Origin of the sequence: Ramlibacter sp. (assembly GCF_029866045.1) — a bacterium.
Classification (GTDB): Bacteria; Pseudomonadota; Gammaproteobacteria; order Burkholderiales; family Burkholderiaceae_C; genus Ramlibacter.
Genome location: NZ_JARXAB010000104.1, coordinates 25,817 through 45,971, shown reverse-complemented (window position 1 = coordinate 45,971; position 20,155 = coordinate 25,817). Strand labels below are relative to the sequence as shown.

The window sequence follows — 20,155 nt, the reverse complement described above, 5'->3', positions numbered from 1 at the left end:
CGCGCCCTGCTGTGGGACAAAGTGGTGGACCGCATGGCCTGGAAGGGCTTTCGCAGCGCCCAGGTTGCGCAGAAGCCTTACGTCTACCAGACCAAGAACGATTAAGAGCCTTTTCAGGCCTTGGCGCCCGCCGAATCTGCGCGGGCAGCTCCTGATTTAATAGCATCATGACCTCCAGCACCGAAGGCGTTTCCTCCGGAGCCGCCGAACTCGGGCACATGCCTGACGTGGTGGATCAGGTGGCGTTGGCGCGCCTGTATGGCGAACCCCTGTTCGCCATGCCGCAGGACCTGTACATCCCCCCTGATGCGCTGGAAGTGTTTCTGGAGGCCTTCGAAGGCCCTCTGGACCTGCTGCTCTACCTGATCCGCAAGCAGAACTTCAACATCCTCGACATCCCCATGGCGGGCTTGACTCGTCAGTACCTGCAATACGTTGAAGAGATTCGTAGTCGCAACTTGGAGCTGGCGGCCGAGTACCTGCTGATGGCGGCGATGCTGATCGAAATCAAGTCGCGCATGCTGCTGCCGCCCAAGAAGACGGCCGCGGGTGAGGAGCCCGAGGACCCACGGGCCGAGCTGCAGCGGCGCCTGATCGAGTACGAGCAGATGAAGATGGCCGCCGCCCGCCTGAACGAACTGCCCCAGGTCGGGCGCGACGTGCTGCGGGCCCAGGTCTACATCGAGCAGTCGCTGCAGCCGCGCTTTCCCGATGTGAGTGCAGGCGACCTGCAGTCGGCCTGGCGCGACATTCTCCGGCGGGCCAAGCTGGTGCAACACCACAAGATTTCGCGCGAGGAGCTGTCGGTCCGCGAGCACATGTCCATCGTGCTGCGCAAGCTCCAGGGCCGACGCTTCGTCGAGTTCGAGCAACTCTTTGACACCACCCGCGGCGTACCGGTGATGGTGGTGACCTTCATCGCCATGCTCGAGCTGGCCAAGGAGTCACTGATCGACGTGACCCAGGCCGAGGCCTTCGCGCCCATCTACGTGCGACTGGCTTACCAACCGGCCTGATCAGTCGGACTGATCGGTCGGCCTGATCAGCTGCCGCGGGCCCCGGGGCGACAGCTCCCGCAGCCCCCGCCGGCGCGACGCGCCGGCCACAATCGGTCGCATGCCGGCCACCACCACAACAGAGTTTGACGTGCTCGTCGTCGGCAGCGGCCTGGCGGGCCTTTGCGCCGCCCTCCTGCTGGCCCCGCAGCGACGCGTGGCCCTTCTCACCAAACAGACCCTGGCCGACAGCGCCAGTGGCTGGGCACAGGGCGGCATCGCTGCGGTGATGGACCCTGGCGACACCCTCGAGGCCCATGTGCAAGACACCCTGGCCGCCGGTGTCGGCCTGTGCGACCTTGAAGCCACACGCTTCGTCGTGGAGCACGCACCCGAAGCGATTGCCTGGCTGCAGTCCCAAGGCGTGCAGTTTTCCGAAGAAGCCGGTCATCTGCACCTGACCCGCGAAGGCGGCCACAGCGCACGCCGCATCGTTCATGCGACGGACGCCACTGGCGCGGCGGTGCAGGCGGCGCTGCTCGAGCGGCTGCGCGAAACAACGGGCGTCACCGTGTTCGAACGGCACATGCTGGTCGACCTGATCACGACACCGGTAGGCACCACACCGGTAGAGGTACCGGGCGAAGCAGCGCAGGACCCAGCACAGGCAACAGGCGGCGAGCCGGACGCGCGGCGCTGCTTGGGCCTGCAGGCGCTCGATGAGGCCAGCGGCAGGCTGATCAGCCTGCAAGCCCCGCACACGGTGCTGGCCACCGGCGGCGCAGGCCAGGTCTATCGGCACACCACCAACCCGCCCACGGCCACGGGGGATGGCATGGCCGCCGCTTGGCGGGCCGGCTGCCGGGTGATGAACATGGAATTCATCCAGTTCCACCCGACCTGCCTGTACCACCCGGGGGCGAGGAACTTCCTTATCTCCGAGGCGCTACGCGGCGAGGGCGGGCGGCTGCTGCTGCCCGATGGCACCCGCTTCATGCCGGCCCACGACCCGCGCGCCGAACTGGCGCCGCGCGACATCGCCGCCCGCGCGATCGACGCCGAAATGAAACGCGGCGACCTGGCCTGCGTGTACCTGGACATCACCCACCGCGGCGCCGACTTCATCCGCGCGCACTTCCCGACCATCCATGCGCGCTGCCTGCAACTGGGCATCGACATCACACGCGAGCCGATTCCGGTGGTGCCAGCCGCGCATTACGCCTGCGGCGGCGTGCTGACCGACCTCTCCGGCCGGACCGACCTGGCTGGCCTGTACGCCATTGGCGAGACCGCCTGCACCGGCCTGCAGGGTGCCAACCGGCTGGCCAGCAACTCGTTGCTCGAGTGCATCGTTCTGGCGCGCTCCGCGGCGCAAGACATCCTGGTCCACCCGCTGGCCCACCCGCTGAAGACGCCCCTCGAACCGAGATTGACGCCACCAGAAATTTCGACTGCGGCGATGGCTACCACTGCGTCCACTGCTGCGACTGCGACGCCGCAGATGCGGCCAGTGCCATCGAGGCCAGAGCGGTCGCTTCACGGCAACAACAAGGAGTCGCAGCAAGTCGCCCAAGCCCAAGAGGCGCTGCGCCGCTGCATGTGGCAAGACGTGGGCATCGTGCGCAGCGACGCGCAGCTGGCAAATGCAGCACACCGCATCAGCCAGTTGCAGCAGGCAGCCGGCGACGTGTTATCTGCCGGCAGTCCCAGCCGCAGCGGGCTCGAGCTACGCAACCTGCTTGAAGTAGCGGCCCTCATCGTTCGCTCGGCGAGCAGGCGGCAGGAGAGCCGGGGACTGCATTTCAACCGGGACCATCCGGACACCCTGGCCGAGGCCAGGCCGACGGTGCTGGGCCCCAGGCGCTAGGCCTTTTCAGACCGCGCCGAGATCAGGCACCAGCGCGCCGGCCGGCTGGCCGTTCTTGAGGGCGGCGGTGAAGGCCAGCATGCGGTCAATCGGCAGGCGTGCCCGGTCAATGATGGCGGTGTCGACCGTGATCTCATTGGCGCCCGTTTCCAGCACGCGGGCGAGGTCGGCCAGGCCGTTCATGGCCATCCACGGGCAATGCGCACAGCTCTTGCAGGTGGCGCTGTTGCCGGCAGTGGGGGCTTCGATGAAGACCTTGCCCGGATTGAGCGCGCGCAACTTGTGCATCAGCCCGTTGTCGGTGGCGACGATGAACTCGCGCGCGTCCAACTCACGGGCGGCCTGCAAGATGCCGGAGGTGGAGCCCACCGCGTCGGCCTGAGCGATCACCTCGGCTGGCGCCTCGGGGTGCACCAGGATTTTGGCGCCAGGGTGGTGCTTTTTCAGGTCACCGAGCTCGAAGCCCTTGAACTCGTCGTGCACGATGCACGAGCCGTTCCAGAACACCATGTCGGCGCCGGTCTGGCGGCGCACATAGTCGCCCAGGTGGCGGTCGGGCGCCCAAAGAATCTTGTGGCCCTTGTCCCGAAGGGCAGAGACGATCTCCAGCGCACAGCTGGAGGTGACCACCCAGTCGGCCCGCGCCTTCACCGCGGCGCTGGTGTTGGCGTAGACCACCACCGTGCGGTCCGGGTGCTGATCGCAGAAGGCGCTGAATTCATCGATCGGGCAGCCCAGGTCCAGCGAACAGGTCGCGTCCAGGTCGGGCATGAGCACGCGCTTGGAGGGGGAAATGATCTTGGCGGTCTCGCCCATGAAGCGCACGCCGGAGACCACCAGGGTCTGGGCCGCATGGTCACGGCCGAAGCGGGCCATCTCGAGCGAGTCGCTCACCAGGCCGCCGGTTTCCTCGGCCAGGTCTTGCAGGTCGGGATGCACGTAGTAGTGAGAGACCATGACCGCGTTGCGCTCCTTGAGCAGACGGCGGATACGGTCCTTGAGCGCAGCGCGCTCGGCCTGCGAGGGTTCAGTGGGCACGCGGGCCCAGGCGTGACGGGTCGAGCAGGCCTCGCCTTCGGGCTGCTCGTACTCGACATCCTTGAGCGGCGCCGGGGCTCGTAAATTGGCGGCGCTCATCACAATTTCTTGAATCGCATGTAAAAGTCGGTCGCTTGGGCGTCCTGGGTCGGGGTACCGATCACGATGGGGTCGCCACCGCATTCCGTGACCATTTTCGCAGTGGCGGACGGGGCCGCGGGGGCCCACCCGAAAAACCTGGACACCCCGCGAGCATAGCCTGCCGCCAGCGACCCCGGCCGGCACGGGACAAGCGACCTCATGGGCTGGCGGCACAATGCGCCTCATGCGCACCGCCTACCAGGACCTGGGTACCACCCGCGAACACATCGAGGCCTTGCCGGGCCCCACCCTGCTGGAGTTCGGCACCAACTGGTGCGGCTGGTGCCAGGGTGCCCAGCCCCATATCGAGGCGGCCCTGGCAGAACAAACCGGCCTGCGGCACCTGAAGGAGGAAGACGGCAAGGGCCGGCGCCTCGGACGGGCCTTCGGCGTCAAGCTCTGGCCCACGCTGGTTTTGCTGCGCGACGGCCAGGAAGTGGCTCGGGTGGTGCGCCCCGCCAGCGCCGATGACATACGGCAGGCGTTGTTGCAGGGTTTAGCGCCGGGTTGAGAGCCGGGTTGAGCGCCGAGTTTGGGGCTGGGCTCAGGGCAGTTGCCGGACTGAACGACGCCCCGGTCTTCTCCGGAAAAGACTGGACTCCAGCCCCGCAGCAGCGCGATCAGCCCCGGCCTTCGGCGCGCGCCTCGCGCCCCATCAGCGCCGCCAGGGCCTCGGCCGGTTGCAGCCGACCGTCCAAGAGACCTACCACCGCCTGCGCGATGGGCATGTCGACCCCCAGGGAGGCCGCCCGCTGTACCACCGTGCGGGCGCAGTAGACGCCCTCGGCCACATGGCCCAGGGACTCCACCGCCTGAGCCAGTGTCTGCCCCTGTGCCAGCAGCAGGCCCACCCTGCGGTTGCGGGACAGGTCTCCGGTGGCGGTGAGCACCAGGTCGCCCAGGCCCGACAGACCCATGAAGGTCTCTGCCCGCGCGCCCAGCGCCAAGCCGAGGCGGCTGATCTCGGCCAGGCCGCGGGTGATAAGCGCAGCGCGGGCATTGAGCCCGAGCCCGAGGCCGTCGCACAAACCGGTGGCAATCGCCAGCACGTTCTTGACCGCCCCACCGACCTCGACCCCGGCGAGGTCGTCGTTGGCGTAGACACGCAGGCTGGGGCTGTGGAAGGCGGCCACCAGGGCCTCGCGCACCGCCGCATGGGGGCTGGCCGCGACCAGGGCCGTCGGTTGGCCGCGGGCAACCTCGAGGGCAAAACTGGGGCCGCTCAGCGCGCCAGCTTGGAGGCCAGGCGCCACTTCGGCCTGGATCTCGTGCCCCATCAGGCCACCTGTCGACGGACCGCCGGCCTCGAAACCTTTGCACAACCAGGCTACCGGAACCCGAACCCCGGCCAGGGCCTGCAACATACCGCGCAGGCCGGCCATGGGGGTGGCGATGATGACCAGATCGTGCGCGGCGGCGAGGCGGTCGAGCGCGCCAGCAGCCGGGCCTTCCACCTGGAGATACCCGGGAAAGCCGATGCCAGTGAGGTAGCGCGCGTTCTCGCGCGCTTGGCGCATCTGCGCCACCTGGCTCGCGTCACGTGCCCAGAGGGTCACCGGGTGCCGGCCGGCGGCGCTCACCGCCAGGGCCGTGCCCCAGGCGCCAGCGCCGAGGATCAGAATGCGCACGATCCCGGCCTCGGACAAGACGCGAGGGGCGGACTCAGCATGCTCGGGTAAGCAGCATGAGCGGGCATGACGCGTTCATCTGCAGCTTCTTGCTCAGGCGTTGGTGATGATGGGCGAGCCCTGCTGAGCGGCCTGCTGCTGCTCGTACATGGCCTGGAAGTTGATCTCGGCCAGGGTCACCGGCGGGAAGCCAGCGCGGGTGGTGAGATCACTCACGTTGCTGCGCAGGTCGGGGAAGACGATTTGCGGGCACATGGCGCCAACCAGGCCGCCCACCTGCGCGTCGTCGAAACCGCGGATCTCGAACAGCCCGGCCTGCTTGCACTCAACCAGGAACAAGGTACGGTCGCCCACCTTGGCGGTGACAGTCGCACCGACCGAGACCTCAAACAAGCCCTCGCCCGCCTGCTGCGCCTCCACGCCCAGCTGGATATCAATCGCCGGCGCCTCCTGCTGCTCCAGGCGAATTGCGGGGGAGTTGGGCTGCTCGATCGATGCCTCCTTCAGGTACACGGTGAGGATCTGGAACACGGGGGCCTGAGCGTCGGACATGGAAGTTTTCTCGTGAAGAAGCGGCCCTGCTGCAACTCGAGCGGGACCAGGATGGAGGGTCGGCGGATTATGTCAGGCGGCCTGGAGCAACGGCATCAGGCCGCCACGGCCGTCGAGCGCCACCAGGTCGTCGCAACCTCCGACATGGGTGTCGCCGATGAAAATCTGGGGCACGGTACGGCGCTGGGTCAGCGCCATCATCTCGTCGCGGCGGATGGGGTCGGTATCGATGCGGATTTCTTCGATCGCATCGACGCCACGCGCCTTGAGCAACTGCTTGGCACGCACGCAGTAAGGGCAGACGGCGGTGGTGTACATCTTCACGGCTTGCATGGTGACCGGCTCCTCAGGACTTCAGGACAGGCAGGTTGGCGTCTTTCCAGGCGCGCAGGCCACCGGCCAGCACCTGGGCGTTGGGGTAGCCCAGGCGGCGGGCTGTGTCGGCGGCCTTGCGGGCCCGCGCGCCGCTGGCGCACACCATCAGGAGGGGAACCGCCTTGTTTTTCGCCTGCTCGGGCAGACGGCTGGACAAGTCGGCCAGGGGAATGTGGCGAGCACCGTTGATATGACCGGCGGCGAACTCCTCTGCGCTGCACACATCCACGACCACCGCCTTCTCGCGGTTGATCAGGTTGACGGCGGCCGCCGGGGTCAGGCCCGCGCCGACGCCCCCACGGATCACGGGCACGAGCAGCATGAGACCGGAGGTCAGGGCCACGGAGAGCAGCATCCAGTTGTCGATGAGAAATTTCACGGGAGGGCGGTCCGGATGAGGGACGCGAGGGGGTGGAAACCGCTGATTCTAAAATCCCGGGCTATCCCCTTTCTTCCACAGGCGCTTGCCCATGTACAAACTTGTCCTGATTCGTCACGGCGAATCGACCTGGAACCTCGAAAACCGCTTCACCGGCTGGACCGACGTCGACCTGACCCCCACCGGAGTCGACCAGGCCAAGGCGGCTGGCCGCCTGCTCAAGGCCGAGGGCTACGACTTCGACCTGTGCTTTACCAGCGTCCTCAAGCGCGCCACCCGCACGCTCTGGCACACCCTGGACGAGATGGACCGCACCTGGCTGCCGGTGGTGCACAGTTGGCGCCTCAACGAGCGCCACTACGGCGCCCTGCAGGGCCTGAACAAGGCCGACATGGCCAAGCAATTTGGCGACGCCCAGGTGCTGATCTGGCGCCGCAGCTACGACACGCCGCCGCCGGCCCTGGAGCCCGCAGACCCGCGCAGCGAGCGCGGTGACCGCCGCTACGCGGACCTGGGCCCCGAGGGCACACCCCTCACCGAGTGCCTGAAGGACACGGTGGCCCGGGTGGTTCCCTTCTGGAACGAGTCCATGGCGCCGGCAATCCGCGCCGGCAAGCGGGTGGTGGTGGCGGCCCATGGCAACTCGATCCGCGCCCTGATCAAGCATCTGGACGGCATCTCCGACAGCGACATCGTGAGCCTGAACATCCCCAACGGCATCCCGCTGGTCTATGAATTCGACGCCGAGATGAAGCCGCTTCACCACTACTACCTGGGCGACGCCGAGGCCGCAGCCCGAGCAGCAGCCGCCGTCGCCGCGCAGGGCAAGGCCTGAGGCGGCGAGCCCCTGAGGCCTGAACCGCGGGGCTGGGGCATCTGGACGTCTGGGTGGGCGTCGGCCTAAGGCCCGGCCGTCGACTCGGACATCGAGCGCGACGCCGGTGTCGGAGGCCAACCCCGGGTGTATATTGCCTCCTGAGGATCAGGAACCAAAGCACCTCTCACCCCCATGCGTCAGAAACTCAAGATCGCCGGCTGGATTTCCGTGGGCGCGTTTGCCGGCGCCCTGACCACCGTCTCTTTGCAGACGGTTGCTCGTGGCGCGCTCGCGCCGCTCCCACTCGAGGAGCTGCAGCAACTCGCGGCTGTTTTCGGCATGGTCAAGAGCGACTATGTTGAAGCGGTCGACGAGAAAAAGCTGATCAGCGAGGCCATCACCGGCATGGTGGCCAGCCTGGATCCGCATTCCCAGTACTTCGACAAGAAGTCCTTCAAGGAATTCCGCGAAGGCACCAGCGGCCGCTTCGTTGGCGTGGGCATCGAGATCTCGCAGGAGGACGGCCTGGTCAAGGTGGTGTCCCCGATTGAGGGCTCACCCGCTTTCCGTGCCGGCCTGCAGCCCAATGACCTGATCACCCGGGTCGACGAAACACCGGTCAAGGGCATGACCCTGAATGAGGCCGTCAAGCGCATGCGCGGCGAGCCCAATACCAAGGTCGTGCTGACCGTGCTGCGCAAGTCTGAGGACCGGACCTTCTCCGTCACCATCACCCGCGAAGAGATCAAGACGGTCTCGGTCAAGGCCAAGGTGATCGAGCCCGGCTACGGCTGGATCCGGCTGACGCAGTTCCAGGACCGCACCGTGGAGGACTTCGCACGACGGCTGGAAGAAATCTACAAGGCCGAGCCTCAGCTCAAGGGTTTGGTGCTGGACCTGCGCAACGACCCGGGCGGCCTGCTAGACGCTGCAGTCGCGGTTTCGGCAGCCTTCCTGCCTGAGAATGTGACCGTGGTCTCTACCAACGGGCAACTGGCCGAAAGCAAGTTCGTCTACAAGGCCGCGCCCGAGTTCTACCTGCGCCGCCCCGGTAACGACCCACTGCGCAAGCTGCCAGCGGCCCTCAAGAGCGTGCCGCTGGTGGTGCTGGTCAACGAAGGCTCGGCCTCGGCCAGCGAGATCGTGGCTGGCGCCCTGCAGGACCACAAGCGAGCCACCATCATGGGCAGCCAGACCTTCGGCAAGGGCTCGGTGCAGACGGTGCGTCCCCTCGGTCCCGACACCGGCCTCAAGCTCACCACCGCGCGCTACTACACCCCCAGCGGCAAATCGATCCAGGCACGCGGTATCGTTCCCGACGTGCTGGTGGACGAGAGCTCAGAGGGCAATATCTTCGCCGTGCTGCGCACCCGCGAGGCTGATCTGGAAAAGCACCTGGGGAACAATCAGGGCGCTGCCGCGGCGCGCAACACCGCGCTCGAGGCCGCACGCGAAGCAGCGCGCAAGCGGGCCGAGGAAGAGGCCCGCAAGCCGCCCTCTGAGCGCACCCTCGCGCCGGAGTTCGGCGGCCCGAAAGACTTCCAGCTGATCCAGGCAATCAACCACCTCAAGGGACGCCCAGTCGTTGTGAGCAAGACCCAGGTCGTTGCCAGCAAGGACCAGAAAAAGGACAACTGATCGCCTGAACGCGCACTTGGCAAAGCCGGCCCCGGGCCGGCTTTTTTCCAGCCAATTCCACGACGCTTCCCTCCTTCAACGTACCTGCTCCCGCTCCTTCACTGCCGCCCCACTGCTTCTCCTCGGCCCTCTCGGTTTCCACCCGGCTGCTCGCAGACTGCTTCCTGGCTGCTGCGCCTGACTCCCGAGGCTTCCTTTCACCCGCCGACCCATGAACGACGACGAGCTCTTGCGCTACTCCCGCCACATCCTCCTCGACGAAATCGGGGTGGAGGGTCAAGCACGCCTGCTGGCGGGGCATGCGGTGGTCATCGGCGCCGGAGGCCTGGGCTCCCCGGTGGCGCTGTTCCTGGGCAGTGCAGGCGTCGGCCGTCTGACCCTCGTCGACCCCGACCAGGTGGATCTCACCAACCTGCAGCGACAGCTCGCCCATGCCACCGACCGGGTCGGCCAGCCCAAGGTCGAATCCGCTCGCGCGGCGGTGGCGGCGCTCAACCCTGGGGTTCAGGTGCAGACCCTGGCAGCGCGTGCCGACGACGCCCTGCTCGACGCATTGCTGCCCACCTGCGATCTGGTGCTGGACTGCTCGGACAATTTCGCAACCCGGCAGGCCGTCAACGCGGCCAGCGTGCGCCACCGGGTGCCGCTGGTCTCGGGCTCGGCACTGCGCTTCGACGGCCAATTGGCCGTGTTCGACCCGCGCCAGGCCGAAGCGCCCTGCTACGCCTGCCTGTTTCCACCTTCGCAGGCGCCCGAAGAGGTGCAGTGCGCCACCATGGGCGTGTTTGCGCCGCTGGTCGGAGTGATCGGCAGCCTACAGGCCGCCGAGGCGCTCAAGTTGCTGGCGGGTATCGGCCAACCGTCAACCGGCCGGCTGCTGATGTTCGACAGCCTGCGCCTGCAGTGGAGCGAGGTCCGCGTGCCACGCCAGATGGCCTGCCCGGTCTGTGGCTCCCACTGAGCCAAGCCCGCGCACTCATCGCAAACCCGTGGCCAGCGCCAGCAGCGCGGCCAGCAGCAAGGTGCCGAAAAAGAGAACGAAGCCGGTGGTAACGGTTTGCACGAGTCGCATCCTGGGACTGAGGTGAAAGAGACGGCCCAAGCTCGGGGCCGTGTGCATTTCCGACAGTGTGAGATGCGACAGGGTGCCGCCGGGGTCGGCGCGACTTGCCGACGCCTGTAGGCGCGCCGGCCGCCTGGCTGGGAACTCAGTCGATCAGCTTGTTCTTGAGGGCGTAATAGGTGAGGTCGCTGTTGGAGGAGAGGCTCATCTTTTCCATCAGCCGGGTGCGGTAGGTGCTCACCGTTTTGACCGAGAGCGAGAGCGCCCGGGCGATGTCGCCTGCCGTTTCGCCCTTGGCCAGCTTGAGGAAGACCTGGAACTCGCGCTCTGACAACTGCTCATGCGGCGCGCCACCTTCCTTGCGATTGAGCTGCTGTGCCAGCAACTCGGCGACCGCAGGCGAGATGTAGCGCCTGCCCAGAGAGATGGTGCGGATGGCGTTGACGATTTCCATCGGCTCGCATTCCTTGTTGAGGTAGCCGCTGGCCCCCTGGCGAATGAGATTCATCGCGTAATGCTCCTCCGGATAACCGGAGAGGATGAGGATGCCCACGTCCGGCGCCTTCGCGCGGATCATGCCCAGCGCGTCGATGCCGCTCTGACCAGGCATGGACAGGTCCATCACCAGCACATCGAGCTCGGTGGTGCGCACCAGGTCGATGGCCTCCCGGCCGCTGGCCGCCTCGCCCACCACCCGCAGGTCGACCTGCTCGGAGAAGAACTGCTTGAGGCCCGACCGCACGATGGCATGGTCGTCCACGATACCGACTTTGATCATCTGAACACTCTTTCCTTGACGGCATCCCTGTGTCGGTCGATGGGTCCGTGGGAGGGGTGGTCCCGACACAGTTCCGAAACCCCTCGAAATACCTCATTCGCACCAAAATCGACCGCAAGAATGAATCCCATTCTATTCATTAAAGAGTGGCAATGGAGTCGTTTGGCGCAGTCGCGCAGCTCTGGGCGGCGTGACCAGGCCGATTGATCTGCGCGCAGGGCTGCAGCAGCCCGCTGGCCTACCCGGTACAGGGCCGTGGTCGCACGGCATCACGGGTCACGCGCCTATCGAGTGAGGGGCTAGCGCGTCCTAGCGTGGACTCCCCTGCCCTGCGGCCCAGCCGCCAGAGGCACCCGCAGATCAAGCCACCGGAGGTTCGCCTATGTTCAATCACCCGTTCCGCATCGCCTCCCGTCACGCAGCACGCGAGCGTGCACAGCATTGGTCCGATGAGGTTGGCCACGCGGGCAACCGCTGGGCCGATAGCGCGCGCGAGTTCGCGGCCCAGGGGCTCGAACGTGCGGCCAGCCGCATGCGAGACCTGAGAGAGGGCGTGGCCGAGACCACCAGCGCCGCGCAGCGGCACATGGGGCATTACGCAGAGGCCACCCGCCGCTACGTGTCCGACCAGCCCCTGCGCTCCACGCTCATCGCCGCGGCGGCTGGCGGGGCCTTGGCAGCGCTCATCCTCAGCATCCGCAACCGCAACCGCAACGAACACGACTGAGCCCCGCGCCCGCGTGACGCCCACACCGCTTTCGTCCGCCAAACCCACGGTATGCCCCATGGCCCATCTTGCCACCCAGGCCCGCTTGGGCCTTCCTCGCCACCTTTGAAGGAGATCCCCATGACATTGCGCAGTTTCCCGCCGAGATCCACCTCCCTGAGCCAGCCCGGATGGGTTCTGGTTCTGGCCCTGCTCGGGGGCATGACGCTGGCAACCGGTGGCTGCTCGGTCCTCCAGGGCCAGCAATCCGTTGGCACCTACATCGACGACAAGACCATCACCGCCTCGGTTAAATCCAGCCTGGTGGGGGACAAGAGCACCAGCGCGATGGCGATCGATGTCGACACCCAGGAGGGCAACGTGATCCTCTCGGGGTTTGCCAAAACAGCGGCAGAAAAATCGCAGGCTGAGACCCTGGCGCGGGGCAGCAAAGGCGTCAAGAGCGTGCGCAATCTGCTCGTCGTGCGGCCCTGAGCAAAGCGGGGTCGGCCATGTCTGTCGGTCGCCCAAGAAGGTCGGCCGCCCGTGAGGGCCGTCGGCCTGCCTCAGGCGCTGACGATCCAGCCTTCCAGCGAATCGACCTGCGCTGGCAAGCCCCAACGCGGCGGGCCCTGAAGTTCGCCCCAGGCCGCCTGCATCAGGCACAGCACCGCGTCCAGGCGGTCACCGCTGGCGTCCTCGGCGAGGGCGTCGCGCTGGGCATGGGTCAGGCGCAGACGCAGGCCCAGCCGGCTCTGACCGGTTTCGAGGGCACAGACAAGGTCCTTACGCGCAATCAGGCGCTCCGGGGTCTGCTTGGCGCGGTCGTCGCTTTTGTAGCTGCGCCGGCCGATCAACTCGCGCGCCAGCAAACCCGGGTAGGCCTCAAGCGCCACCCGCCGCGGGTCTCCTGCGCATAGCCCCGGCAAATCCACACCGGCCTGCCGCAGCAAAGGCACCGCCGCGTGCAGCATGAAGGCCACCGGGGGGTTGACCCATTTCATCGACGGACTCGAGCCTGCCAGGCGGTCGAAGGCCCGGTGGGCGAACTTGCCACCCGCAGGCCGCGCCGCGCAAAAGGCGGCGAAGCGCTCGCGAATCTCGGCGCGGGACAGGCCGCAGTAGTGGTCCATGCAGCCGGCCCAGTCGGTCGGCCAATTCAGGGACTCGACCAACTCGCGCGGCAAGCCGAAAGGCAGATCGAAACCGCCGACCCAGTCGCCGGGCTGCGCGAGCCACTGGCCGAAGCCGGGCAAGGTGTCGAAACTCAGGATGCCAGCAAGCGTGACCGCCTCGCCCTTGCGCCGGCCCTGGGCCAGCATGATGGGCTTGCGCCGGCTCGGGCTGCTGGAAAAGTCGCAGCCGAGAAGGTTTGGCGCGGCCAGAACGGCGTCTGTCGTCATGTGCGGACGCAGGGGATCGAGGGGTCAGGGCCTGCCGGCGGGCAAGGCCCCTGGGGGCCGGGTCTGGCTCAGGCCCGGCCGCAGATCGCGGCGGTGGCCATCAGGTCTTCGAGCAACGCCAGCGAGACCCGGCCAGAGACCGAGTAGGGGTCGAGCTCGGGACGCTCGGAATATTTGAGCAGGATCGAGTGGTTGACCTTGCTCAGATTGACCTGGCCCATGGTCCAGCCGCCGAAGCGGCGCTCGGTAATCTCTTCGAAGTGCAGCAGGCACACGTCCTTGTGACGGCCGTCCCCCTGAATGGTGCCGAACAGGTCGGACACCGGTTGACGCCCACCTTCAATGGCCTGCAAAAAGATGCCGCCGCCATAGCAAAGGATCCCGGTGATGCCAGACTGCGGGTTGTGCTGACGCGACTGCGTCACGATGGAGTCAATGGCCGCCTGACTGTCGTCAACGGTACGGCTGCAATAGAGAAGACGCACGAGCATGGTGTGACCTCAGGGATTCTTGGGAATCAGCGACAGGAACTCCCGGCGCAAGGCGGGGTCCTTGAGGAACACACCACGCATCACCGAGTTGATCATTCGGCTGTCCATGTCCTTCACACCACGCCAGGCCATGCAGTAGTGGCTGGCCTCCATCACGATGGCCAGGCCGTCGGGCTGGGTCTTTTCCATGATCAGGTCGGCCAATTGCACCACTGCCTCTTCCTGGATCTGAGGACGGCCCATGACCCACTCGGCCAAGCGCGCGTACTTGGACAGGCCAATCACATTGGTGTGCTCGTTGGGCAACACGCCAATCCAGATACGGCCGATGACCGGACAGAAATGGTGGCTGCAGGCCGAGCGCACGGTGATCGGGCCGACGATCATCAACTCATTGAGGTGCTCGGCGTTAGGGAATTCTGTGATGCTTGGCGGCGCCACATAGCGACCGCGGAACACCTCGTTGACGTACATCTTGGCCACCCGGCGCGCGGTGTCGCCGGTGTTGTGGTCGTTGACGGTGTCGATGACCAGGCTCTCGAGGACGCCCTTCATCTTGCCCGACACCTCATCGAGGAGCGCCTCGAGCTCGCCGGGCTTGATGAACTCAGCGATGTTGTCGTTGGCGTGGAAACGCCGGCGCGACGCCTGGATCCGCTCGCGGATCTTGACGGAGACCGGCACGCCTTCGTCGGACGAATCAGCGGCGCCTGGGGGACTGGAGGGCGAATCGGCTTTCATGAGCATAGGGGATGCTAACACCGCCCCACCCGGAGTCCGTGCTTTCGGAGACGCGCGAACTTTAGGTTTCACAAGTAGCGTTTGCCTTGCACCGCGAGTGCCAGACGCATCACCACCAGCCCCAGACGCTCAAGCACCCGCTCCCGCCAGGGACGCATGGCGTATTGCATGGGGTCGGTCTCCTCGCCCTCGATGCGAATGACCTGGAGCAGGCGCTCGCGCAAGACGCCGGCGAAAACTGCGTCTTCCACCACCAGGTTGGCCTCACGCGCCAGCAACAGGCTGAGGGGGTCGAGGTTGGAGGAGCCCACCGTGGCCCAGCAGCCGTCGATCACCGCCACCTTGGCATGTAGAAAGCTTGGCGCGTACTCGTGAATGGATACGCCCGCGCGCAGCAGGCTGGCGTACACCGGCCGGCTGGCGTAGTACTGCATGAAATACTCGTAACGGCCCTGAAGCAGCAAGCGCACCTGCACGCCCCGCTGCGCGGCGCGCTCGAGCGCCAGGCGTAGCCGGCGCCCGGGCAGGAAGTAGGCGTTAGCAATCAGCACCTCCTCCCGCGCGCGACCAATCGCTCGCAGGTAGGCGCGCTCGATACCCGCGCGGTACCGGAGGTTGTCCCGCAGCAGCAGGGCGGCGCGCACCAGGCCTGCTACGGGGTTGGCAGGGCCCGGCGCGGGGCGGCGGTCGGCCGGTTGCGGCAACCAGGCCTCGGCCAGTGCCTGCCGCTGGAAGCCGTGCACCCCTGGCTGGCGCAGCCATAGCTGGTGCATGGCTTGGTAAATGTCTGCAACCAGCGGCCCACGCAACTGCACGCAAAAGTCGAGGCGAGGCGCAGGCAAAACGCCGTGACGCGGGTCATGCATGTCGTCGAGGATATTGATACCGCCGCAGAAGGCCAGCACGCCATCCACCACGCAGAGCTTGCGGTGCAGCCGGCGCCAGCTGCCCGGCCAGGCCAGGCGCAGCCGGCTGCCCAGGGGCTCATAGACCTGCCACTGCACCCCGGCCCGTGCGAACCTCTCGCGCCACGGAAGCGGAGGTGTCTCGCTTCCGAAACCGTCGACCAGGACCCGCACTTGCAGCCCACGCAGGGCAGCGCGCTCCAAAGCCTGGGCCACACCAGCCCCAGTGCCAGTGAAGTCAAAGATATAGCTCTCCAGCCAGATCTCGTGACGGGCAGCGTCCATGGCGGCCGCCAGTGCGGGAAAGAATTCAGCCGACCCCTCGAGCAATTGCAGTTGGTGGCCAGCGCGAAGCAATCCGGTCGGGCGTGACATGCGGTGGGTGCTCGATTCGTACTCAGGCTCTGCGCGCTTCGGCCTCAGAACCTCAGATCCGCGATCAGCGGCAGGTGGTCCGACATGCGGCGCCAGACAGGACCGTGGGGCACCGTCACCTCCACCACGTGCAAGCCCCGCGAGTAGACAAAATCGAGCTGGGCCAGCGGCAGCCGCGCGGGGAAAGTCAGCGGCCGACGCCCCATTTGGGCGCCGCAATCGGCCAGGCCCAGAGCCTCCATCGGCGCCTGCAACTTAGCGCCCCAGTCGTTGAAATCGCCGGCGACCACCAGCGGTACGCCTGCTGGCACCTCGCGCTCTATGAACCGCCCGAGCTGCGCCACCTGGCGACGGCGGCTGGCCGCGATCAGACCCAGGTGGACGACGATCACATGCAACGGCACCCCCTCGACCTCGACCTCGACATGGAGCAATCCCCGTTGCTCGAAGCGGTGGTCTGACATGTCCTCGTGGCCGAAGGCCCGCACCGGCCAGCGCGTGAGCAGGGCGTTGCCATGCTCCCCGTGACGGGTGACGGCATTGGTGCGATACACGGCGTGGTAACCGTCGGGAGCGAGGTAGTCGGCCTGCGGCAGCGCCGGCCAGCGCGGCAGGCGGCGCGCCTCGCGCTGGTGGAAGCGGCGCACCTCCTGCAGGCAGACGACGTCAGCGTCGATCTGTTCCACCGCCAGCTGCAGGTTGTGGATCTCGAGGCGGCGCCCGGGACCCAGGCCCTGCACACCCTTATGGATGTTGTAAGTGGCGACCCGCAGGGAACGTGTCATGCGGCCCATTGTGGCAGCAGCAAGATGGCCTCAGCGTTGGACGGTGAGAAGCAGACGTCGGCGGCCTCGCGCCAGGACAGCCAGCGGTGGTCGGTGTGCTCGAGAGGGTTGAGCCGTACCGGCGTGCCGGTGGGGACGCACAGGCTGAACAAATGCTCGGTGTTGTGCGTGACCTCGGGCGGGTAGCGGTGGCGCCACTGGGGCCAGATCTCATAGGTATTGGTCAGGCCCCATGGCAGCAGGCCAGTGTGCAGGGGGGTTCCTGGCCCGCAAGCGATGTCGGTCTCCTCGCCGACTTCGCGCCAGGCGGTGTGGTGCAGGTCGGCGTCGGTGGCATCGCGGCTACCCGTCACGCACTGCCAGTGCTCGCCGCCATCGGCGCGGCGGATCATCAGGACCTCCAGCGCGGGGGTGTGGATCACCACCAGGACGGAGACGGGAATCTTGAGTGGGCCAGGTCGCATGGGGCTTGAATGACAAAGGGCGCCCGTGTTCTCACGGGGCGCCCTTTGATTTTGCCGCAGCCATCCGGTGGGCCGCTGCATTGTGGACCCGCGGGGTCTCAGGCAGCCTGCGTATTGCGCAAGCGGATATGCAGCTCGCGCAGTTGCTTCTCGTCGACCGGGCCGGGGGCCTGGGTCAGCAGGCACTGGGCGCGCTGAGTCTTGGGGAAAGCAATCACATCGCGCAGGCTCTCGGCGCCGGCCATGAGCATGACGAAGCGATCGAGACCGATGGCGATGCCGCCGTGCGGAGGCGCGCCGTACTGCAATGCGTCAAGCAGGAAGCCGAACTTCGCCTGGGCCTCCTCGGCGTCGATCTTGAGCGCGCGGAAGACCTTGCTTTGCACGTCCTCCCGGTGGATACGCACCGAGCCGCCGCCGAGTTCGATGCCGTTGAGCACCGCGTCGTAGGCCTTGGCGACGCAGCGACCGGGATCGGTCTCCAGCCAGTCTTCGTGGCCGTCCTTCGGGCTGGTGAAGGGGTGATGCACCGCATTCCAGCGCTGGGCATCGTCGTCATATTCGAACATGGGGAAGTCGACCACCCACAGCGGCTTCCACGCGCCGTCGATCAGACCGCGGGCCTTGCCGAACTCGCTGTGGCCGACCTTCACACGCAGGGCGCCAATGGCGTCATTGACGATCTTGGCCTTGTCGGCACCGAAGAAGATCAGGTCGCCGTCCTGGGCGCAGGTACGCTCAAGGATGGCGGCAATGGAGGCGTCGTGCAGGTTCTTCACGATGGGTGACTGCAGTCCCTCGCGACCCTTGTTTGCCTCATTGACCTTGATCCAGGCCAGGCCCTTGGCGCCGTAGATCTTCACGAACTCGGTGTAGCCGTCAATCTCGCCACGCGTCATCTCGCCGCCGCCAGGCACGCGCAGGCCCACGACGCGGCCATCGGCCTGGTTGGCCGGAGTCGAAAAGACCTTGAAGTCCACGTCCTTCATCACATCGGTGAGCTCGGTGAACTCGAGCTTCACCCGCAGGTCGGGCTTGTCGGAGCCGTACAGGCGCATCGCGTCGGAATGCTTCATCACCGGGAAGGCTGGCAGGTCGACGTCGATGACGTTCTTGAAGGTGCTACGGATCATTCCCTCGAACATGACGCGGATCTCTTCCTCGGTGAGGAAGGAGGTCTCGATGTCGATCTGGGTGAACTCGGGTTGGCGATCGGCGCGCAGATCCTCGTCGCGGAAGCACTTGGTGATCTGGTAGTAGCGGTCGAAGCCCGCCACCATCAAGAGCTGCTTGAACAGCTGCGGCGACTGGGGCAACGCGAAGAACATGCCATCGTGCACGCGGCTGGGAACCAGGTAGTCACGCGCGCCCTCTGGCGTGCTCTTGGTGAGCATCGGCGTTTCGATGTCGATGAAGCCGTTGGCGTCGAGAAACTTGCGCGTCTCCATGCTGACCTTGTAGCGCAGCATGAGGTTGTTTTGCATGTACGGGCGGCGCAGGTCCAGCACGCGGTGCACCAGGCGGGTGGTCTCGGACAGGTTCTCGTCGTCGACCTGGAAGGGCGGGGTGACCGAAGGGTTGAGCACCGTCAACTCGTGGCAAAGCACCTCAATCTTGCCGCTCTTGAGACCCTCGTTGGTGGTGCCGGCAGGCCGGGCCCGCACCAGACCGGTGACCTGGACGCAAAACTCATTGCGCAGACCCTCGGCCGTCTTGAACGTCTCCGCGCGGTCGGGGTCGCACACGATCTGGACATAGCCCTCGCGGTCACGCAGGTCAACGAAGATCACGCCCCCGTGGTCACGCCGTCGGTTGACCCACCCGCACAGGGAGACGGTCTGGCCCATGTGGGCCTCGGTCACGAGGCCGCAGTAGGTGGTACGCATTTTCTGACTGGACATGGCTTGCTTCCGGCGCCTGGAGGTGGCGCTTTACTGGGGGAGGGTCGGAGTGGTGGGCTCGGCGCCGGCGGCGGGCGGCGGCGGTGCAACAACGCCCATGGAGATCACATAGCGAAGCGCCTCGTCAACGGTCATGCGCAGCTCAATGCAATCGGACTTGCGCAGCATGACGAAGTAGCCGCCGGTGGGGTTAGGGGTGGTGGGCACGTAAACGCTCTGGTAGTCATCGCCCAGATGATTGGGAACGTCGCCACCGGGCGATCCGGTGACAAAGCCGATGGTCCACACACCCGCGCGCGGCCACTCGATGAGCACAGCGGTGCGAAAGGCGTTGCCGTTTTCGGAAAACAAGGTGTCCGACACCTGCTTGACGCCCGAGTAGATCGAGCGCACCACCGGGATGCGATGCAGCACGCCATCGCCCCAGCTAAGCAGACGGCGACCGATGAAATTGCTGGCCACCGCGCCCACCACCAGCAAAATGACGAGCGCCAGCAACACGCCAAGACCAGGGATGTGGACGCCGATCAGCAGGTCAGGCTGCCAGTTCGCGGGCAGGATCAGGAGTGTCTGGTCGAGCGTGCCCAGGATCCACTGCAGCACCCACACAGTGATAGCCAGGGGCAGCACCACCAGCAGGCCGGCGAAGAACCATTTACGCAGAGCAGACATCATGGGCAGGAAACTCCGGGGGTTAGTGGCAGGCGCAAGAGGTACCGCAGCCACCAGCAGCGGCAGGCGCATCAGAGGACGCAGCGGCGGGGGCGTTTGACGCGGAGGATTCACCAGAGGTAGCTGCTGCGGCGCTACCGGCAGTAGCCGCCCCACCGGCACCGCCGCCAGTCTCGGCGCTGGCCGGCTCCGAAGACTTGGCCGCCCCGCTCGACCCACCGCGGAAGTCGGTCACGTACCAGCCAGAGCCCTTGAGTTGGAAGCCGGCGGCAGTTACCTGCTTGGAGAAGGCTTCCGCATTGCAAGCCGGGCAGGTGTCAAGGGGTGCATCGGAGATCTTTTGCAGGACGTCCTTGGCATGGCCACAGGACCCGCACTTGTAGGCGTAAATGGGCATGGCAGGGGTTAAGGGTGCAAAACCTTCAATTATAGGCGGGCTGC

At 66.4% G+C, this 20,155-nt stretch carries 24 protein-coding genes; 9 read left to right on the top strand and 15 right to left on the bottom strand.

Features of this window, described 5'->3' with window-relative positions; translation table 11 throughout:
* The 3 genes from QE494_RS11660 to nadB all read left to right on the top strand — a co-directional run.
* Positions 1 to 105 (top strand): DUF3460 family protein (locus tag QE494_RS11660; protein ID WP_300043544.1); only part of this gene is annotated, 105 nt, incomplete at its 5' end.
* A 62-nt stretch (positions 106 to 167) separates the two neighbouring features.
* Positions 168 to 1,016: a ScpA family protein gene (locus tag QE494_RS11655; protein WP_300043539.1), complete on the top strand. Its 849-nt coding sequence runs from the start codon at positions 168 to 170 to the stop codon at positions 1,014 to 1,016.
* Positions 1,017 to 1,116: 100 nt separating this feature from the next.
* Positions 1,117 to 2,862, top strand: a complete 1,746-nt coding sequence (gene nadB, locus QE494_RS11650; RefSeq protein WP_300043537.1) for an L-aspartate oxidase — start codon at positions 1,117 to 1,119, stop codon at positions 2,860 to 2,862.
* Positions 2,863 to 2,868: 6 nt separating this feature from the next.
* Here nadB and nadA read toward each other — a convergent pair whose 3' ends face one another.
* Positions 2,869 to 3,999, bottom strand: coding sequence for a quinolinate synthase NadA (gene nadA / locus QE494_RS11645; RefSeq protein WP_300043535.1), 1,131 nt, complete (start codon positions 3,997 to 3,999; stop codon positions 2,869 to 2,871).
* A 226-nt stretch (positions 4,000 to 4,225) separates the two neighbouring features.
* Between nadA and QE494_RS11640 the strand changes: the two genes are divergently transcribed.
* Entirely contained in the window at positions 4,226 to 4,552 is a 327-nt protein-coding gene (locus tag QE494_RS11640; protein WP_300043534.1) for a thioredoxin family protein, read from the top strand.
* A 109-nt stretch (positions 4,553 to 4,661) separates the two neighbouring features.
* Here QE494_RS11640 and QE494_RS11635 read toward each other — a convergent pair whose 3' ends face one another.
* The 4 genes from QE494_RS11635 to QE494_RS11620 all read right to left on the bottom strand — a co-directional run bounded on the left by QE494_RS11635 (position 4,662) and on the right by QE494_RS11620 (position 6,975).
* Positions 4,662 to 5,669, bottom strand: coding sequence for an NAD(P)H-dependent glycerol-3-phosphate dehydrogenase (locus tag QE494_RS11635; protein WP_300043533.1), 1,008 nt, complete (start codon positions 5,667 to 5,669; stop codon positions 4,662 to 4,664).
* A 93-nt stretch (positions 5,670 to 5,762) separates the two neighbouring features.
* Positions 5,763 to 6,221, bottom strand: a complete 459-nt coding sequence (secB, locus tag QE494_RS11630; protein ID WP_300043532.1) for a protein-export chaperone SecB — start codon at positions 6,219 to 6,221, stop codon at positions 5,763 to 5,765.
* Between the two features lie 72 nt (positions 6,222 to 6,293).
* Positions 6,294 to 6,554, bottom strand: coding sequence for a glutaredoxin 3 (gene grxC / locus QE494_RS11625; protein ID WP_300043530.1), 261 nt, complete (start codon positions 6,552 to 6,554; stop codon positions 6,294 to 6,296).
* Positions 6,555 to 6,567: 13 nt separating this feature from the next.
* Positions 6,568 to 6,975 (bottom strand): rhodanese-like domain-containing protein, encoded by a 408-nt coding sequence (locus tag QE494_RS11620; RefSeq protein WP_300043529.1) that lies wholly within the window; start codon positions 6,973 to 6,975, stop codon positions 6,568 to 6,570.
* A 91-nt stretch (positions 6,976 to 7,066) separates the two neighbouring features.
* Here QE494_RS11620 and gpmA point away from each other — a divergent pair, with 91 nt between their 5' ends.
* The 3 genes from gpmA to QE494_RS11605 all read left to right on the top strand — a co-directional run bounded on the left by gpmA (position 7,067) and on the right by QE494_RS11605 (position 10,391).
* Positions 7,067 to 7,810, top strand: coding sequence for a 2,3-diphosphoglycerate-dependent phosphoglycerate mutase (gene gpmA / locus QE494_RS11615; RefSeq protein ID WP_300043528.1), 744 nt, complete (start codon positions 7,067 to 7,069; stop codon positions 7,808 to 7,810).
* 174 nt (positions 7,811 to 7,984) lie between these two features.
* On the top strand, positions 7,985 to 9,430 hold the full coding sequence (locus tag QE494_RS11610) for a S41 family peptidase (RefSeq protein ID WP_300043527.1): 1,446 nt from the start codon (positions 7,985 to 7,987) through the stop codon (positions 9,428 to 9,430).
* 211 nt (positions 9,431 to 9,641) lie between these two features.
* On the top strand, positions 9,642 to 10,391 hold the full coding sequence (locus QE494_RS11605; protein ID WP_300043525.1) for a molybdopterin-synthase adenylyltransferase MoeB: 750 nt from the start codon (positions 9,642 to 9,644) through the stop codon (positions 10,389 to 10,391).
* Positions 10,392 to 10,638: 247 nt separating this feature from the next.
* Here the strand turns inward: QE494_RS11605 and QE494_RS11600 are convergent, their stop codons facing one another.
* A complete protein-coding gene (locus tag QE494_RS11600) occupies positions 10,639 to 11,271 on the bottom strand; it encodes a response regulator transcription factor (RefSeq protein ID WP_300043524.1) in 633 nt (210 codons plus the stop codon).
* Between the two features lie 382 nt (positions 11,272 to 11,653).
* Between QE494_RS11600 and QE494_RS11595 the strand changes: the two genes are divergently transcribed.
* Both QE494_RS11595 and QE494_RS11590 read left to right on the top strand, forming a co-directional pair.
* A complete protein-coding gene (locus tag QE494_RS11595; protein ID WP_300043522.1) occupies positions 11,654 to 11,998 on the top strand; it encodes a hypothetical protein in 345 nt (114 codons plus the stop codon).
* A 201-nt stretch (positions 11,999 to 12,199) separates the two neighbouring features.
* The gene (locus tag QE494_RS11590; protein WP_300043543.1) at positions 12,200 to 12,472 is read left to right on the top strand and encodes a BON domain-containing protein; all 273 of its coding nucleotides are present in this window, start codon (positions 12,200 to 12,202) and stop codon (positions 12,470 to 12,472) included.
* A gap of 71 nt (positions 12,473 to 12,543) precedes the next feature.
* On the opposite strand, the gene QE494_RS11585 is transcribed toward QE494_RS11590, so the two are convergent.
* The 9 genes from QE494_RS11585 to QE494_RS11545 form a co-directional block, all read right to left on the bottom strand.
* Positions 12,544 to 13,380, bottom strand: coding sequence for a DUF429 domain-containing protein (locus QE494_RS11585; RefSeq protein WP_300043521.1), 837 nt, complete (start codon positions 13,378 to 13,380; stop codon positions 12,544 to 12,546).
* A 68-nt stretch (positions 13,381 to 13,448) separates the two neighbouring features.
* Positions 13,449 to 13,871, bottom strand: a complete 423-nt coding sequence (locus tag QE494_RS11580; protein WP_300043520.1) for a BLUF domain-containing protein — start codon at positions 13,869 to 13,871, stop codon at positions 13,449 to 13,451.
* A 9-nt stretch (positions 13,872 to 13,880) separates the two neighbouring features.
* Positions 13,881 to 14,612 carry a GTP cyclohydrolase I gene (gene folE, locus QE494_RS11575; protein WP_300043519.1) on the bottom strand — a complete coding sequence of 244 codons (732 nt, stop codon included), beginning with the start codon at positions 14,610 to 14,612 and terminating at the stop codon, positions 13,881 to 13,883.
* 68 nt (positions 14,613 to 14,680) lie between these two features.
* On the bottom strand, positions 14,681 to 15,892 hold the full coding sequence (gene clsB, locus QE494_RS11570) for a cardiolipin synthase ClsB (RefSeq protein ID WP_300043518.1): 1,212 nt from the start codon (positions 15,890 to 15,892) through the stop codon (positions 14,681 to 14,683).
* Between the two features lie 44 nt (positions 15,893 to 15,936).
* On the bottom strand, positions 15,937 to 16,677 hold the full coding sequence (locus QE494_RS11565) for an endonuclease/exonuclease/phosphatase family protein (protein ID WP_300043517.1): 741 nt from the start codon (positions 16,675 to 16,677) through the stop codon (positions 15,937 to 15,939).
* Positions 16,674 to 17,141, bottom strand: coding sequence for a dihydroneopterin triphosphate diphosphatase (gene nudB, locus QE494_RS11560; protein ID WP_300043516.1), 468 nt, complete (start codon positions 17,139 to 17,141; stop codon positions 16,674 to 16,676). Before nudB ends, QE494_RS11565 begins: the two co-directional genes overlap by 4 nt.
* Before the next feature lie 98 nt (positions 17,142 to 17,239).
* On the bottom strand, positions 17,240 to 19,042 hold the full coding sequence (gene aspS / locus QE494_RS11555) for an aspartate--tRNA ligase (RefSeq protein ID WP_300043515.1): 1,803 nt from the start codon (positions 19,040 to 19,042) through the stop codon (positions 17,240 to 17,242).
* 30 nt (positions 19,043 to 19,072) lie between these two features.
* Positions 19,073 to 19,714: a DUF502 domain-containing protein gene (locus QE494_RS11550; RefSeq protein WP_300043542.1), complete on the bottom strand. Its 642-nt coding sequence runs from the start codon at positions 19,712 to 19,714 to the stop codon at positions 19,073 to 19,075.
* A gap of 22 nt (positions 19,715 to 19,736) precedes the next feature.
* Entirely contained in the window at positions 19,737 to 20,111 is a 375-nt protein-coding gene (locus QE494_RS11545) for an FmdB family zinc ribbon protein (RefSeq protein WP_300043490.1), read from the bottom strand.
* Between the last annotated feature and the right edge of the window lie 44 nt (positions 20,112 to 20,155).